Genomic DNA, 16,770 nt, shown 5'->3' on the forward strand with positions numbered 1-16,770 from the left:
GTTACTGTGGCCCTTGGTGTCGGATGACGGAGGCGCGCTCGACGATACGGCTGAGGTCTTCCGATGATGGAAGCCCGCCGAATACATGCATCCCGTCCGCGCCAAGCCTGGATTGCACGAACAGATCGGCGGCAGCGGGGTCGCCATGCTTCAGCATCTCGGCGGCCTGCAGCGCATGCGCCATGCGGCTGACGAGTGCCCGCGCGTGCCCGTCGTCCGGATATCGTGCGCGCAATCGATCGGCGAGATCGTCCGTGCTTCGGTCATAGACCGGATTGAGGCCCCTGCTCGCACGCAACTCGTCGACGAACGCATCCCGGCAATTCGTATCGCGCTGCATGGCCCGCAGCACGTCCATGCACATCATGTTCGAGGTGCCTTCCCAGATCGAATTCAGCGGCGCCTCGCGATACAGTCGCGCCATCGGATTCTCCATGATGAAGCCGTTGCCGCCGTGCACCTGCAGGCATTCATAGGTGAAGGCCGGCGCGCGCTGGCAATTCCAGAACTTCATCACGGGTGTCGCGACCCGCGCCAGCAACCGCTCGTGTTCGCTTGTTTGCAGGCCGTCGGTCGCACGCGCGACTCGAAATGCGCCGAGCATCGCGGCCTCGCTCTCGAGCGCCAGGTCGGCGAGCACGTTGCGCTGCATCGGAAGCTCGGACATCGGCTTGCCAAACGCCGTTCGCGTTTGCGCGTGGTTCAATGCCAAACTCAACGCCTGGCGCATCAGGCCGGCGGAGCCGACCGCGAAATCGAGCCGCGTCAGATGGGCATGCGAAAGGATTTCCGCGATGCCGCGGCCCTCTTCGCCGACCAGGATCGACCACGTATCGTGGTACTCGATCTCGCTCGACGCGTTCGACCGGTTACCGCATTTGTCCTTCAGGCGCTGAATGTGGATACGGTTGGCGCTGCCGTCCGGCAGCAGGCGCGGCACGAACAGGCAACTGACGCCGGATTGGGTGCGCGCCAGCGTGTAGAATCCGTCGGCCACCGGGACCGAGAAGAACCATTTGTGGCCGGTGATCGCATAGATCTCGCCATGCGCGCCGCGCTCGATCAAGCGCGCGGTGGTCTGGGTCTCACGCAGATCGGAGCCGCCCTGCTTTTCGGTCATGGCGTAACCGATGACCGCGGCGCGCTTGGCCTCGATCGGAAGCCGCCGCGGATCGTAGTCCGCCGCCAGCGTTCGCTCCCGCCACAGATCGAATTGCGGCTTGCCGGAGAACCCGGCGATCGCGGCGTACGCCATCCCGGTGGGGCATCCGACGCCGTTCTCGATCTGATTCCAGAGATAGCTCAGCGCCGCACGCGCCAGATGGCCGTGTGGTTCGCGCGTCGACCAGGCAAGGCTATGCACCTCGCTCCGGAACGCCAGCGCCATCAATTGATGCCAGGCAGGATGATATTCGACCCAATCATTGCGGTTGCCATACCGGTCATGGGTCAAGAGCTTCGGTTCGTGCTCGTTGGCCAGCCGTGCCGCCTCCTGCACGGATTCGCTGCCGGCATGGGCGCCGAGCGCTGAAAGCTTGTCTTTCGCCCACGGCGCGATCGATACGATCAGGCCACTCAGCGCGCGGTCGTCATCGAATGCATTGAAGCCGAGCGCCGGCCGCGCCTGATTGCGCACTTCATGGGTCGCAAACGGAGCGGCTTTCGCTTCAGCGACGGCAACCGGCTGGACGCGCGCGTTCATGCGGAGACTCGCGATACAGGGATGAGTTCAGGCGTGGCGTGGCGAAACAGCATGCGCGCGGAAAGCCCTGCGATCGACTGTGCGATCGCCTTCGCCGCGTCGGAATCGGGGGCCGCTTCGGGCGCAAGGGGACCAACCAGCGCCTCCATGAAGGCGCCGGTCACGCAGGATGCCGCGACGTTCGCGTCGATCTCGACGAACTCACCGCCGGCGATACCGCGCCGAACCAGCCTTGCGATCTGATCGGCCAGGGCCGCCCGGTATTTCAGGCGCGCCGCGTCGATCTCGGGTTCACAGGGTTCGGCGATCAATGCGTAGGCCAGGCGGCGGCCGCGCATCGCTCTGACCGAGAAGGTGTAGATCGCGTCCACCAGACATTGGGACGCCGAGCCTTCCGCCTCGACGATCGCGGCGACCACAGCCACCTCGCGCTCGGACACCAGGCCGAGCACCTGCGCGTACAGGTCCGCCTTGGAGTCGAAGTAGCGATACACGCTGCCCGTGGCCACGCCGGCCCGTGAGGCGATCAGGGCGATCTGGGCGTCCTTCCAGCCACTCAGCGCCACGGCCTCCCTGGCGGCATCGAGAATGCGCGCTTTGGTTTCGACCAGTTGGTTGAGGCGAACGGCGGCGATTGCCATGGTGAACCTTAATTCATGAACAAAGGATCATTATTCATTCTCGGACGGATCGCCGTGGCTGTCAAGTATATCGACCCGCCCTGCGACCGCAGGACCGTTCCGTGGGCGCCGGCACGCTGCCGGAAGGTCGTTAGAGGCTGCGGCGCGACGCAGGGGCGCGAGGAACAGGGATGCGGGGGTCTTACCGCACAGCCGACGCGCACGTCGCCGCTGGGCGCGTGGAACCGGAACAGCGTGGCATCAAGCGAAACCTTCGGGCATCAAAGCAAAAGGCCCGATCGCGATGCGACCGGGCCTGTGAGTTGAGCTTGATACGGTGAGAAACCCGGTCCGGCCCGGCGCTGCGGATCAGGCCGCCTTCGCCGTGATTAGAACGTCTTCCACCGGCATCAACACCTCATTGCCGAGCAGGAAGCCGCGGCAGCTGCGCAGCGAGCGCAGCGCGCGGTTGAAGTCAATCCCGGTCGACACCAGCGCGCGCAGCGTCCTTGGATTGCGGGCGATGCCGCGCAGCACCTTGCGCAGGTCGATGTCGCCGTTCGGCTTCACCGCGGATTTCGCAAGTTCCGGTAGCGCCCGGTGCGCGGGATCGCTGATTACGCGCAACGCGGCGAACGGAATGCTGGCTTTGGCGGCATAGGCCGCCGCGATATGGCTCTCCATGTCGACCGCTGCTGCGCCCGTCATCGAGCGCAGAGCGGCCTTGCAGGCCTTCGCCGCGATCACCTCTTCCACGCCGGCGAGACCGCCGCGGACGATCCTGCGGCGCTTCAGCGCGGCGCTGGCGATCATCTCTTCGTTCAGCGCGGATGCGGCCAGGAAACGCGTATCGCCCGACATCACCTCGGTCGCGACCACGACGTCGCCCGACTTGAGCGACGGGTCGAGCCCGCCGGCCACGCCGAACGAAATCACGCCACGGAAGGTGGTCGGATCCAGCGTCGCTAGCAACTCACGCAGCTGCTGCGGATCGCTCGAACTGCAGATTACGATCATGCCGGGGCCTGCCGCGATGCGGGCCTCCTGCACCAATCCAGTCACAATCAATACCGGCCGAGGATCAATTCTACTGCCCACGGTCTCGGCGGCCCCCGCCTCAACAATCACATCCCGACCCCTACCACCCTGCTATTGGTGCTTCTCAAATTTCGATACCGCGCCAGCGCCCAGAGCGGAAAGAACTTCGAGTAGCCATGGTATCGCAAGTAAAATACCCGCGGAAACCCCGTAGCTGTGTATCGCTGCTCGTCCCACAGCCCTTTTTCCGTCTGTGTTGCCTTTAGGTACTCCACCCCCCGCGCAACAGCGGGATTTTCGACCTCTCCGGCCGCCATCAATCCAAGCAAAGCCCATGCCGTTTGCGAGGAGGTCGAAGGCGCAACTTCATAACCCTTGTAATCCAGCCGGTAACTGACGGCGTCCTCGCCCCAGCCGCCGTCCTGATTCTGGACTGACGCCAGCCAGTCGACCGCCTTCCGAATCATCGTGTCGTTGCGATCGACCCCTGCGACATTTAGCGCCGAGAGCACCGACCAGGTGCCGTAGATGTAGTTCAGGCCCCAGCGGCCGTACCAGGAGCCCTCGGCAAGCTGGGTGCGGCGCAGATAGGCGACGCCGTCAGCCATCGCCTTGTTGCTCTCGGCGGTCTCGCCGAGCTGGCCCAGCATCGAGATGCAGCGCGCGGTGACATCCTCGGTCGGCGGATCGAGCAATGCGCCGTGATCGGAGAACGGGATGTTGTTGAGGTAATATTCGAGGTTGTTGACGTCGAACGCGGCCCAGCCGCCGTCGCGGCTCTGCAGCCCCTCGATCCACTCGCGGCCGCGCGCGATGGCCTCGTCATATTCCCTGGTTCCGGTGTGGCGCCGCACGCGGTCCATCGCCATCACGACCACCGCGGTGTCGTCGAGATCGGGATAATGGTCGTTGTTGTACTGGAACGCCCAGCCTCCCGGGCGGACGTCCGGCGCCTTGACCGCCCAATCGCCCTTCAGCTCCAGCACCTGGCGCGGCTTCAGCCAGTCGAGGCCCTGCTTGGCCTTGGCCAGGGTGTCGTCGCCGCCCGCCTCCTGCAGCGCATGACTGGCCAGCGCGGTGTCCCACACCGGCGAGACGCAGGGCTGGCAATAGGCCTCGTGTTCGCTAATCACGAGCAGCTTGTCGATGCCGCGGCGCGTGATGGCGCGCGGCGGGAAATTCTCGTCCTTGCCGAGCGCCTCGTACATCATGACGATGTTGGCCATCGGCGGATAAATCGCGCCCATGCCGTCTTCGCCATTCAGCCGCTCTTCGGTGAAGGCGAGCGCGGCATCGATCGCTCGCTGGCGCAGGCTCTTCGGAAACATCGGCTCGATCACCCGCAGCACGGCGTCGAGCGAGCGGAACAGATAGAACCAGCTCGCGCTCTGATGCGGCGCCTTCGGCGCCATGCGGACCGATTTCGGATCCTCCAGGAACAGCTCGTCGATGCCGACGCCTTTCGGATTCTTCGCACGCGGCTTCAGCGCGGCAAGCACCATCAGCGGCACCATGGTGGTGCGCGCCCAGTAGGAGATCTTGTTGATGTGGAACGGCGACCACATCGGCAGCAGCATGATCTCGATCGGCAGCACCGGCGTCGCGCGCCAGGTCACGACGCCATAGAGCGCAAGCAGGAAGCGCGTGAACACGTTGCTGCCCGAAGCACCGCCGCGCGAACGGATCGCCTCGCGCGCCCGCACCATGTGCGGCGCGTCGACGGAATCGCCGATCATCTTCAGCGCGAAGTAGGACTTCACGCTGGCGCTCATGTCGAACGGGCCGTCATGCACCAGCGGCCAGCCGCCATGCGCGCCCTGGACGCGGCGCAGATAGTTGCCGATCTTGGCCTCCAGCCCGGCATCGATCGACTCGGCCAGATAGTGACGCAGCAGGATGTACTCGGCCGGAATGGTGCTGTCGGCCTCGAGCTCGAATATCCAGTGCCCGTCGGACTGGCGGTAGCCGAGCAGCGCTTCGGTTGCCTTGGAGATGCTCTTCTCCAGCGCGACCGGGTCGACTGCAACGCTGTGATCTCTCGCAAGCATTTCGCTCGATATCCTCTTCATCGCGGGCCGGCTGATCGAAAGCCGCGGCCGCTCCAGAGCATGATCCGATTGCTTCGGATCACGTTCTTGTCCTTTTGTTTGGTCGCGTTTTCTTCACGCGAACCGGTAACCACTTCGCTCGAAAACGTGCCAACAGGTCGAATCTAACGCCTGGCCAGAACCAGATCTGCGGCGCGATCACCGGATCGCACCGATCCCTCGATGGTTGCCGGCAACCCGGTAGCAGTCCAGTCGCCGGCAAGGAACAGGTTTTTTTGCGCCGTCGCGGGCCCCGGACGCAGGGCATTCTGTTCCGGCGTTGCCTCAAATGTGGCACGGCGCTCGCGCACGATTTGCCACGGCGGCAGGTCGCCGGAAACCCCCGACGCCTCGCAGATGTCCTGCCAGATCGCCTGGGCAAGCTCCTCGCGCGGCATGTCGACCAGACGGTCGCCGTTGCTGATCGTCACCGACAGCCGTTGCGGGAACGCGAACAGCCACTCCACGAGGCCGCCGACCACGCCGAGAATGGGCGCGGCATCGCGCGGCGGATCGACACGGAAATGCGCGTTCACGATGGCGCGGAATTTGGTCGGGGTTTTCAGGCCGGGCAGCAGGGATGCCGCAGCGCGCGGCGGCACGGCGAGCACGACCGCATCGTCGGCTCCCAGCGCAACCTTGTCGCCATTGCCAAAGTCGAGCTCGCTGATGCGATCACCCGACATGCCGAGCGCACGCAATTCGTGACTGAACTGGACGCTGTGGCCCCCCTCCTGCAGCAGCTTCACGGCCGGCTCGATCAGGACCGAGCTCAGGCCGTCGCGCGCGATCAGCGGGCGGCAGGCCTGCCCGCCCGCGAGCAGCGTCTCGCGCACGATGGCGCCAGCGAGCCCGGCCGAGCCCTCCGGCGGATCGACGTTCAGCGCGGCCAGCAGCAGCGGCTGCACCAGGCGCTCATACAGCGTGCCCTTGCAGGGAATGGTGTTGCCGACCAGCGCCCCGGCGCCGGCCCAGGCCAGCGGCGCCAAGGCGAGATAGTCGCGCAGGCTGGTGTCCGGGACGCGGCGCGCCTCGTCGAACACCCACAGCGGCAGGCGGGAATCGCCGAGGTCGAGCTGCCAGCGCTGGCCGCTGGCAAGATCGACGAACGGAAACTGCGCGCGCGCGGGCCCGACGAGGCCGGCCTCGGTGCCGATCGCGCGCGCATAGCTCAGCGCATGGCGGTTGCCCGACAGCAGCAGATGGTTGCCATTGTCGATGGTGAGATTGGTGGCGGCGTCGAAATAAGAGCGGCAGCGGCCGCCGGCCTGCTGCGTCGCCTCATGGACGAACACCTTGTAGCCGCCATTGGCGAGGCGCACGGCTGCGGAGAGGCCGGAAATGCCGGCACCGATGATATGAACGGTCTTTTGCATCAGATGATCGCGTAACGAAGAAGGATGCCGATCTTGGCGGCCTTGGACACACGTACCGGCGCACGCGGGGCAGTGAAGCCGCGCGCGATCAGGAGATCGAGGATTGCGCGGTAGTATTTCGACATGATCCGCGGCGCGCGCACGGCGCGGCGCGAATTGCGCTTCATGATCTCGTCGGATTTCTGGAAATGCATCTTGGCCCGCTCGGCCAGCGGCGCGCACACCTTCGGCAGCGCGCGGTCGGCTGTGACGCGGACCGGGTCGTTATTGGTGATGCCGGCGTGCCAGAGCCATTCGCGCGGCAGATAGAGCCGGCCGAGACCGGCATCCTCGTCGATATCGCGCAGGATGTTGGTGAGTTGCAGCGCGCGGCCGAGGTGGTGCGCGAGCTGGATGCCATCGTCCTCGGGCAGGCCGAATACGCGCACCGACAATCGGCCGACCGCGCTCGCGACGCGATCGCAATACAAATCGAGCGTCGCAAGATCCGGCGCGCGGATATCCTGCGGCACGTCCATTTCCATGCCGTCGACGATCGCGACGAAATCCTCGCGCTTCAGGCCGAAGGTCTTCACCGAACCGACATAGTCCTTCAGGCGCTCCGGCGGACGTCCCTCATAGAGCGCGTCGATATCGTCGCGCCACTGCTGCAGCGCGGCCAGCCGCTCCGGCCGCGGGCCGTCGGAATCGGCGATGTCGTCGACCTGCCGGCAGAAGCTGTAGATCTGGAACATCGCCTCGCGCTGAGCGTGCGGCAGGATGCGCATCGCGGCATAGAACGAGCTGCCCGACGCGGTGCTTCCGTAATTTGCGTTGGCCGCCGCCTCAGCGCTCATGCGCCTGCCGCCGTCTTGGAGACCGTACGCCGTCCGGTCGCACGCTGCGCGGTCTCGCCGGCGACGCCGCCGAGACTCTGCAGCAGCAGTTCAACCTTGCTCAGATGCACGCGCTCGCTGAGCGGATCGCGCACCTTCAGCATGTTGACGATCTTGTCGGCGAACGCCTGGATCACGGAAATCTCGAGCCCCAGCCTGAAATCCTTCACTTCGGCGGCGAGCGACTTGCTCTGGTCGAGCAGCGCTTCGGTGCGCACCGCGAGCGCCTGCAGGCATTCGAGCAGGGCCGGCTGCGACTTCGCCTCGCCGAGCATCTCGACGGTCGCGCCCGCAGCGGCCAGGGCATCGCGCGGCAAGTAGACACGGTTCAGGTTGCGGTAGTCCTTGCCGCAGTCCTGCAGATGGTTGTTGATCTGCAGCCCGGCGCAGAGCGCGTCCGACGCCGCCCAGGTCGAGGTATCCTCGCCGTGCACGTCGAGCATGAACCGCCCGACCGGCATCGCCGAGTATCGGCAATAATCGATTACATCGTCCCAATTCTCGTAACGCAGCTTAGTGACGTCGAGGCGGAACGCCACCAGTACGTCGAGCGCGTGCCGCGGCGGCATGCCGCGCTCGGCGAAGGCGCGGCGCAGATTGACCGCTTCCTTCTGGGTGTCGCCATTGCCAAGCAGCTCGGCCTCCATGAGGTCGAGGTAGCGCAGCTTCTCCTCGGCGGGCAGCGTGGCGTGATCGGCGATATCGTCGGCGGTGCGGACGAAATTATAAAAGGCCAGGATCAGGGCACGATGCCGCGGATGAATGATCCACGACGCGACCGGAAAATTCTCGTCGCGGTGGGTCTTTCCGGATCGCAGGTCGCTCGCGGTGGTCATGGGAAATTTGGGCTACACTGGTCATGGCACGACGCAGGCGCGAAAGGTCAGCGCATGCGGGGGGATTTGCGAGCCCCATATAGGGGAATACGCCACCAAAACCAATGCTGTCTGTGACCGCCAGCATACGAAGCCCGTGGCCGGCACGCATGCCGAACACGGGCCTTGCGGCGATCCATGGGACCTGAAGCGGCCTTACTGGCCGTGGGTCTTCAGCACCTGGTCGCAGGCGGCGCTGATCTTGCTGCGGTTCTGCTGCAGGCAGGCGAGAATGGTGAAATCGCCCTGATCGATCACGGCACGGCAGTGACGCTGCACGTCGCGCGTGCAGGCCTTCTGCTCATCGGGTGTCCCGCGCGTCTGCTGGGCGAAGGCGCTGGACGAGAGCGGGATCGACAACAGGGCAAGAGCCAAGAGAAATTTACGCATCGTATTCCTTCATTTCCGACAGCAGAAAATCTGTTCCCGAAAAGCGCTTCGGCATGGCCGGGACGGATTTTGGGGATTGCAGACGCCACGTAACGCGGCAACGGATTGACGACAAGCACCGTTAAATGCGGCTAAATTTGCGGCGCTGTAAACCCCTACATAAGTTATTGATTCACAATGACGATTCGTGCCATCACTTTGTCGCGTTCGGCTATTGCGGATAGCAGTTGCGCAAAGCTACATGCCGTCACGAAGCCGACGGTTTCTGATTCTGTTCGATGACAATATGGGCGCCGCGCGCCGTTTCTGTCGTTTGAACCTAACATTCTTCGGTGACACTAAACCTTCGATGCGGCGAGACGCTTTCTTGCGTAGGAAGCGTTGATTTTGATGGGAAAATTCACAATGAAACTGTTTGGTTCCAGCCTTTATGGTCAGGCTCTCAGGGCTGTGGGCGTCGGCGCCGCACTGATGCTCTCTGCCTCCGCCGTCCACGCCCAGGCCAGCGGGCCGTTTGCCGGTTTTGCCGGCTCGTGGACCGGAACGGGCACGGTGGCGCTGTCCAACGGCACGACTGAACGGATTCGTTGCAAGGCGGATTACAAGGTCGCGCCGTCGGGCATGAGCCTGAAACAATCCCTGCATTGCGCCAGCGACAGCTACAAGTTCGACCTCTCCAGCGACGTCACCAGCCAGGGCGACCGGATCTCCGGCAACTGGAGCGAGGCGAGCCGCAACATCTTCGGCAATCTGCAGGGCACCGCGGGCGGCGGGCGGATCGACGTGTTCGTCGAGGCGTCCGGCTTTGCCGCGAACCTGAACCTGCAGACCAACGGCTCCAAGCAGGTCGTGCAGATCGACTCCAAGGGCGAAATCCGCGGCGTCTCGATCACGATGACGAAGAGTTGACGCTCCCGGCCGATTACGCCCACAAGATACAAAGGCCCGGTTCCGAACGCTTCGGAACCGGGCCTTTTTGCTGCAGCTTTTAGATTGCTCGTCGATCAGGCCTTTTCGATCGGCGCGGGCTGGCCGTCCCTGCCGCGGAGCTTTTGCGACAGGTTGATCAGGAACATCGAGGTCGGCCGCAGGATGAAGAGGTCCGCGACCAGGGCTGCGACCATCGAGAACGCGCTGAGCCAGCCGAACAGGCGCAGCGACGGCAGGTCGGAGAACACGGTGACGACGAGGCCGCAGGCCAGCACCACCGTGGTCAGGATCAGCGCAGGACCGACCAGGACGGTGGCGCGCTCCACCGCAAGTTCCGGCGTGACACCCGGCTTGGTCTCGAGCCGCAGGCGATTGAGAAAGTGGATGGTGGCGCTGAGGCCGAGGCCGAACGACACCGTCAATGCCACCACGCTGGCGAATTGCAGCCCCTCCCCGAGCAGCCACAGCACGGTGCCCGACAGCACCACCGGGAAGATGCCCGGCAGGATGCAGGAGAACATCACCACGATCGAGCGGAACGCGAGCCCGATGAAGATCGCGACCAGCAGGAATTCGATGGTGAGGCCGTGGTTGAGCTTCTCGATCATGCTGGCGCTGTTGCGTGCGGCAATCACCGACAGACCCGTGACCGCGATCTCGTAGCCGGGATGCTCGGCGCGCACCTTGTCTAGCGAATGATCGAGTTTGTTCACCACCGGAAGCAACTGGCTCGAGTCCACATCCGGGACGCGGCCCGACACCACGACAGCATCCTGATTCTTGTCGATGAACCGGCGCACCAAGTGTTCGGGGATCAGGTCGACATATTCCTTCAGCGTCGCGACATCATTGCTGCCGGCCTTTTCGGCGAGCCAGCGCCGCAAGGTCTCCAGCGACCAGACGTTGCCGACGCCGGCAGAGTCCTCGACCATCGCATGGACATCGGCAATCGTCTTCAAGGTCTCCGGCGAGTATAGCGATTGCCCCTTGGGGAATTCGATCAGCACATCGACCGGATTGGCGCCGGTCAACTTGGCGTCGAGCCGGCTCGACGCCGCCACCGCCTGCCGCTTGTCCGGCACCTGATCGGCGAGCCGGTAGCGCGGCTCGAGATTGGCGTAGATGATGCCGAGACCGCCGACCACGATCAGCGCCAGCAGGCTGAACAGCCCGGGACGGCCGACCATGCGCACCGCGATCCAGTAGCAGAAATTGCGCAGCGCCTGCACACCGGCATCCGCGCTCTGGAACTTGACCGCAAAGATCTTCTCGTTGCGCACGAACAGGACGCCGAACACCGGCACCAGCGACAGCACCGCGATCAGCGCGATGATGGTCGCCGCAAGCCCGGCCTCGCCGAACTTGCGGATCAGGTCGGAATCCGAAAACTGCAGCGCGATGAAGGAAATTCCGGCCGTGCCGTGCGTCAGCACGCAGGCCGGTCCGACCACCAGCACCGCATTCTTGAACGCGGTGAACTTGTCTTGCCCCGCGATCAGCCGGTCGCGCGCCGCGAATGTCAGCTGCATCGAGTCGGAGAAGCTGATCACCATGATGAGCGGCGTCATCACGTTGAGGAACATGTTGAGATTGAAATTGGCCCAGCCGAGGCCGCCGAGCGCGAGCAGGATCGCGATCATCGGCGGGAACGCGGCCGCCACCATGAAGGATATCTTGCGGAAGAAGATGATGGCGATGATGCAGCCGGCGAGGATGCCGAGGATGTTGTAGGTCAGGCCGTCGCGCTCGACCGCATTGCGGATCTCGAGCTGCATGACCGGCACGCCGGACAGCTGCGCGTTGAGCCCGCTGCCGCCGAGGTCGTCGGCCATGATCTTCCTGATGTCGCCGACCACCTTGCTGAGCTTGTTGCTGCCGACCACTTCGGGCTCGAGCGACAGCACGATCAGCGCGAGCGTGCCGTCCTCCGACAGCAGCTTGCCGCGGATGATCTCGTTGCTTTTGACCGTCTCGACGAATTTGTCGTAGGCCGCGCCCTCGGGCAGATCGTTCGGGAACAACGCCGCCGGCAGCTTGCCTCGCTCCGGCGCCTGGCGCGCGGAGAACAGCGACACCAGGCCGCGCACGCCCTCGACGAGTTGCAGATCCGTGACCATGTCACGCAGCTTGCCGAGATTCTCGCGCTCGAGCAGCGTCTTGCCTTCGACCACGACGAGCACGTCGAACTCGGTCGCCGGGAAGCGCTTGGTCACCGCCTCATATTGCTTGTAGTCCTTGGAGTCGGAGCGGAACAGCTGCGACAGCGAGTCGTCGATCTTGATCCGGTGCACGCCGAACACGGCGCCGATCAGCAACAGAAAGAGGACGATGCAGGACAGGATCGGCGCCCGCATCGGGATCAGGCCGAGACGCTCGATCCCGAACGCGATGCTGAGGCCCGACCGCGGCTCTTCGATCTTCTCGACGTGGACCTGACTTTCGGAATTCTTTTCGAGCATGCCCTGTCCAGTTCTGAAAACGGCTCAATCTGTCTAGCTTGGGTCTAGGGGCGCGAATGAGGCGGGTGAGCGCAACTGATCGGCGCTAGTCCTTGAAAACACGCGAATATTGACCGGCGCCGGTTTTACCTGCCCGCCCCTTTGCTCGCAAGCGCGAGGGGCTGACCAAATCTGCAGGGAACCGCCGATCATCGCCATTAAGTATCTGATTTGTCACACCCTGGTAGCGCATTCCTGGACGATCCACCGCCGCTTTCATCTTTCAACGAGACCCCTGTGATCTGGCGTGCCAGGCCCTCGCGCACAAGCCACGAAATCCTGAAAGCGGCTTCCGCATAGCTCAGCCCGGCATGGTGGATGTTGGAGATGCAGTTGCGGTCGGCGTCGGTGAGGCCGATTCGCGGCGCGAAGGTGAGATAGGCGCCAAGGCTGTCGGGGGCGGACAGCCCGGGCCGTTCGCCGATCAGCATCACCAGCATGCGCGCGCCGATGATGGCGCCGATCTCGTCACCGAGCGCGACCCGCGCGCCGGACGCTGCGATCACCGCGCCGACGTCGATGTTGTCGGCCGCAAGCCGCGGCACGAGATGCCGGATCAGTTCGACGGCATGCACGTTGACCGCCGTCGGCGACAGGCCGTCACCGATCACGACGGCGCAGGGGCATGCGGTGATGCCGCTGCTCTCGAGCGACCGCCGCGACGCAGAATCCAGCATGCGCCCGAGATCGGGCCGCCGCAGGTAGTCGGGCCGGCTGTGCGCCTGGCTCGACACCTCAAGCGGGGTGATGCCGAGGCCGGCAAGACCGGCCGCAATCCCGCTGACGTCGAAGGCGGCGTGGACGGCGTCGCGGGCGCGGGCATGGTCGAGCGTGAAGGAGAGCAGCGCATTGGTCGGCAGGCTGGCCCCGGACCGGCCAAGACCGACGCGCGCCGGCGTGAGCTCGCGCAGATCGGCAAGCGAAGGGGACAAGGGCACCGGCGGTGTCGTCATGCTGTTATTCGGCGGGGACGGAAGCCTCGCGCAGCCGGATCGAGTAGTTCGAGGCGTTCTGCCGGCCGCTGGAGGCTGCACGCGCAAAGGTGATCAGGTGATGCGCAACCAGCGTCGCCGAGATCAACCCCTCGATGTCGCCGCGCTTGAGCCGGCCGAGCGCAAACTTCCAGAACACGCGCTTGTAGTCGCCGAGCACGCCGACCTTCCAGAAGATGTTGCGGAGCATGATCAGGCCGCGCCGGATGTTGGCCCAGCTCTTCATTTCCGGGCTGACCGGCACCTTGATGCGATTGGCATAGGTGTAATTGCATTGATGCAGATAGCGCGCGAACAGCTTCTTCGGCTCGTAGGCAACTTCCATGCATTTGCGCCAGGAACTGACCACGTCCTCATAGGGCAGCAGGAACTCGACATTGGAGTCGCGGCCCTCGTCGTCGATCAGACGCCCGGCTTTTTCGAGCCGATCCCACAATGGCGTCTTCGGCAGCGCCTGCAGCAGGTTGATGGTGAGCAGCGGAATCCGCGACTCCTCGACGAAGGAGAGCAACGCATCGCCGGTCTGGGGCTTGTCGGTATCGAGCCCCATGATGATGCCGGAGACGACCTCCATGCCGAACGAGTTGATAGTGCGCACACCCTCGAGGATCGGAACCATCATGTTCTGATCCTTGTGCATGGCCTTCAGCGCGTCGGGATCGGGCGTCTCGATGCCGACGAAGATCGTCACGAAGTAGGCCTCGCGCATCTTCTCCAGGATCTCGGGGCGCTTGGCGATGTTGAGCGTCGCCTCGCAGGCGAGGCGCGTGACATATCCGGTGCGCTTCTGCCACTCGATCAGGTGGGGCAACAGCTCGCTCGCCGCCTTGCGGTTGCCGATGAAATTGTCGTCGACGAAATACACGGTGTCGGTGGCACCACACGCGCGCAGCTTGTCGAGCTCGGCGATGATCTGTTGCGGCGACTTCAGGCGCGGATTGCGGCCATAGAGCCCGGGGATGTCGCAGAACTCGCACTGATAGGGGCAGCCCGAGGAGAACTGGATGCTGCCGAGGAAATACTTCTTGGTTTCGGCGAGCTCATAGGCCGGCAGCGGGAAATCCGTCATCGGCAGACGGTCGATGGTTTTAAGCACCACCTGCTCGTCGGGACGGCTGGTATCATCAGCCAGACGCTTGATCAGCTCATTGGTCGCATCGCCGAGCTCGCCGACATGGAGGTAGTCGAATGAGGGATAGTAGTCCGGGCAAGCGCTGACCGACGGGCCGCCGATCGCGACCACCAGGTCATGGTCATGCGCGCGATGGCAGATGTCGTTCATCTGCTGGCGCTGGATGTGCATACCGCTGACGAACACGGCATCCGCCCACGCGAAATCCTCCGCCGTCGCCGGACGCAGATTCTCGTCGACGAAACGGACCGGCCAGTTCTCGGGAAGGTATGCGGCGATCAGCAGCAGGCCCTGCGGCGGCATGAACGCCTTGACGCCGTCAGTGAGGGGGTAGGCGTGCTCGAAGGTCCCAAACGACGACGTATAGCGCGGAAAAACGCAGAGGATACGTCGTACTGTCTCTATGCCCTCAGCTCTCATCAAACGACCCCGAAGCACCGGCAAATCTAACCACGGCGCGGAACGCTGGGCCAGAAATTCTTCAACATTGTGGCACTACCTAACGTCATAACGACGAGATAGTTGCTCTGCAGAATTTCGCTATCCCCCTCAGGTCAACAGCCTGGCAGCGAGGTCGGGCAGCCGCTCCGCATCGGCCACGAGGCGGAAGTCCTGCCCGGCCAGGCCGACGCGCGCGAGCCAGTCGTCGAATTCGGGAGCCCGCTTCAGGCCGAACAGGTCGCGGACATAGAGCGCATCGTGAAACGATGTCGACTGATAGTTCAGCATGACGTCATCCGCGCCCGGCACGCCCATGATGAAGTTCACGCCGGCGGCCGCGAGCAGCGTCAGGAGATTGTCCATATCGTCCTGATCCGCCTCGGCGTGGTTGGTGTAGCAGACGTCGATCCCGAGCGGCAGGCCGAGCAGCTTGCCGCAGAAGTGATCCTCGAGCCCGGCGCGGATGATTTCCTTGCCGTCATAGAGGTACTCAGGACCAATGAAGCCGACCACGCTGTTGACGAGCAGCGGATCGAACGCGCGCGCCACCGCATAGGCCCGCGCCTCACACGTCTGCTGGTCGACCTGGTGATGGGCATTGGCCGACAGCGCCGAGCCCTGCCCGGTCTCGAAATACATCACATTGTCACCGACCGTGCCGCGGCGCAGCGACAGCCCGGCTTCCCGGGCCTCCCGCAGGAGCGAGAGGTCGACGCCGAAACTGCGATTGGCCGCCTCGGTGCCGGCGATCGACTGGAACACGAGATCGACCGGCAGCCCCTGCCCGATCAGTCCGAGCGTGGTCGTGACATGGGTCAGCACGCAGCCCTGCGTCGGAATTTCGAATCGCGTGATGATGTCGTCCAGGAGCCGCAGCAGCCTGCCGATGACATTCGGGTCGTCGCTCGCTGGATTGATGCCGATGCAGGCATCGCCCGCTCCCAGCAGCAGCCCGTCGAGAATCGAGGCGGTGATGCCCTTGGGATCGTCGAAAGGATGGTTCGGCTGCAGCCGCGTGCTCATTCGCCCGCGCAAACCGATGGTGTTGCGGAAGCGGGTCGTCACCTCGCATTTCTTCGCGACCAGGATCAGATCCTGGTTGCGCATCAGCTTCGACACCGCCGCGACCATCTCCGGCGTGATGCCGCGCGAGATCTTCTTGATCGCTTCCCCGCTGGCGGCATCCGACAGCAGCCAGTCGCGGAATCCGCCGACGGTGAGCGACGACACCGGCAGAAAGCCGGCAACGTCGTGGCTGTCGAGGATCAGGCGGGTGACTTCGTCAGCCTCATAGGGGATGACAGGCTCATCGAGGAATTGCTTGAGCGGAACATTGGCCAGCGCAAGCCGAGCTGCGATCATCTCCTCCGCGCTGTCGGCGGCGATGCCGGCCAGGCGGTCGCCTGAACGCGGCGGCGAGGCCTTGGCAAGCAGGATGCGCAGATCGTCGAATGCATAATTGGTGGCGTCGATGGTGTGACGATAGAGCATGGGGGGTTCGTCGCGGGCTGGGGCAGCGCAATCTAGCACCTCTTTGCGAAAGGCGTGCCATCGGCTTCGCCCCGCGTGCTGGCGCCGCTGGCGGTAACGGCGGCTCACCCTCGGCACGGCCGCAAGCCGCGAGCATCCGGCAGACTCAAAGCGGTCCATAAGGCATTGGGATTATTTACAGATTTTAACGGTTGCGGCTGCACAAATCTCGCGCGTTAAGAAATTGTCCATGAAAATTTTGCATAAGCTTTAATCGGCCGAAGGTACTCCCCGGCCTCTTGGAGCTGTCTCTTATACACATCTGACGCTGCCGACGACCATGG

The 16,770-nt window shown here is 64.1% G+C and carries 13 protein-coding genes; 1 reads left to right on the top strand and 12 read right to left on the bottom strand.

Translation table 11 applies throughout. From position 1 onward, the window contains the following. Position 1: 1 nt before the first annotated feature. The 8 genes from PMN64_RS24380 to PMN64_RS24415 all read right to left on the bottom strand — a co-directional run bounded on the left by PMN64_RS24380 (position 2) and on the right by PMN64_RS24415 (position 8,963). Positions 2-1,702 (bottom strand): acyl-CoA dehydrogenase family protein, encoded by a 1,701-nt coding sequence (locus tag PMN64_RS24380; protein ID WP_411782452.1) that lies wholly within the window; start codon positions 1,700-1,702, stop codon positions 2-4. Continuing rightward, positions 1,699-2,343: a TetR/AcrR family transcriptional regulator gene (locus tag PMN64_RS24385; RefSeq protein ID WP_304499345.1), complete on the bottom strand. Its 645-nt coding sequence runs from the start codon at positions 2,341-2,343 to the stop codon at positions 1,699-1,701. Before PMN64_RS24385 ends, PMN64_RS24380 begins: the two co-directional genes overlap by 4 nt. Before the next feature lie 348 nt (positions 2,344-2,691). Then, positions 2,692-3,450 carry a phosphorylase gene (locus PMN64_RS24390; protein ID WP_035630922.1) on the bottom strand — a complete coding sequence of 253 codons (759 nt, stop codon included), beginning with the start codon at positions 3,448-3,450 and terminating at the stop codon, positions 2,692-2,694. Continuing rightward, complete coding sequence (shc, locus tag PMN64_RS24395) at positions 3,447-5,408, bottom strand: squalene--hopene cyclase (protein WP_411782453.1); 1,962 nt, start codon at positions 5,406-5,408, stop codon at positions 3,447-3,449. The genes PMN64_RS24390 and shc overlap by 4 nt, the downstream gene beginning before the upstream one ends. 164 nt (positions 5,409-5,572) lie before the next feature. Beyond that, complete coding sequence (hpnE, locus tag PMN64_RS24400; RefSeq protein WP_411782454.1) at positions 5,573-6,823, bottom strand: hydroxysqualene dehydroxylase HpnE; 1,251 nt, start codon at positions 6,821-6,823, stop codon at positions 5,573-5,575. Next, positions 6,823-7,659 carry a presqualene diphosphate synthase HpnD gene (hpnD, locus tag PMN64_RS24405; protein ID WP_304499343.1) on the bottom strand — a complete coding sequence of 279 codons (837 nt, stop codon included), beginning with the start codon at positions 7,657-7,659 and terminating at the stop codon, positions 6,823-6,825. Before hpnD ends, hpnE begins: the two co-directional genes overlap by 1 nt. After that, positions 7,656-8,534, bottom strand: a complete 879-nt coding sequence (gene hpnC / locus PMN64_RS24410) for a squalene synthase HpnC (RefSeq protein ID WP_304499342.1) — start codon at positions 8,532-8,534, stop codon at positions 7,656-7,658. Before hpnC ends, hpnD begins: the two co-directional genes overlap by 4 nt. 195 nt (positions 8,535-8,729) lie before the next feature. Beyond that, positions 8,730-8,963, bottom strand: coding sequence for a hypothetical protein (locus PMN64_RS24415; RefSeq protein WP_028331722.1), 234 nt, complete (start codon positions 8,961-8,963; stop codon positions 8,730-8,732). A 405-nt stretch (positions 8,964-9,368) separates the two neighbouring features. Between PMN64_RS24415 and PMN64_RS24420 the strand changes: the two genes are divergently transcribed. Further along, a complete protein-coding gene (locus PMN64_RS24420; RefSeq protein WP_026192497.1) occupies positions 9,369-9,872 on the top strand; it encodes a hypothetical protein in 504 nt (167 codons plus the stop codon). Positions 9,873-9,967: 95 nt separating this feature from the next. Here PMN64_RS24420 and PMN64_RS24425 read toward each other — a convergent pair whose 3' ends face one another. The 4 genes from PMN64_RS24425 to PMN64_RS24440 all read right to left on the bottom strand — a co-directional run bounded on the left by PMN64_RS24425 (position 9,968) and on the right by PMN64_RS24440 (position 16,447). Continuing rightward, positions 9,968-12,352 (bottom strand): efflux RND transporter permease subunit, encoded by a 2,385-nt coding sequence (locus tag PMN64_RS24425; protein ID WP_411782455.1) that lies wholly within the window; start codon positions 12,350-12,352, stop codon positions 9,968-9,970. A gap of 197 nt (positions 12,353-12,549) precedes the next feature. Further along, a complete protein-coding gene (gene eutC / locus PMN64_RS24430) occupies positions 12,550-13,344 on the bottom strand; it encodes an ethanolamine ammonia-lyase subunit EutC (protein ID WP_411782456.1) in 795 nt (264 codons plus the stop codon). A gap of 4 nt (positions 13,345-13,348) precedes the next feature. Then, entirely contained in the window at positions 13,349-14,935 is a 1,587-nt protein-coding gene (locus PMN64_RS24435; RefSeq protein ID WP_304499339.1) for a B12-binding domain-containing radical SAM protein, read from the bottom strand. Positions 14,936-15,064: 129 nt separating this feature from the next. Then, the gene (locus PMN64_RS24440) at positions 15,065-16,447 is read right to left on the bottom strand and encodes an ethanolamine ammonia-lyase subunit EutB (protein ID WP_304499338.1); all 1,383 of its coding nucleotides are present in this window, start codon (positions 16,445-16,447) and stop codon (positions 15,065-15,067) included. Positions 16,448-16,770 lie beyond the last annotated feature (323 nt).

The organism is Bradyrhizobium sp. UFLA01-814 (genome assembly GCF_046718885.1).
Lineage (GTDB): Bacteria > Pseudomonadota > Alphaproteobacteria > Rhizobiales > Xanthobacteraceae > Bradyrhizobium > Bradyrhizobium elkanii.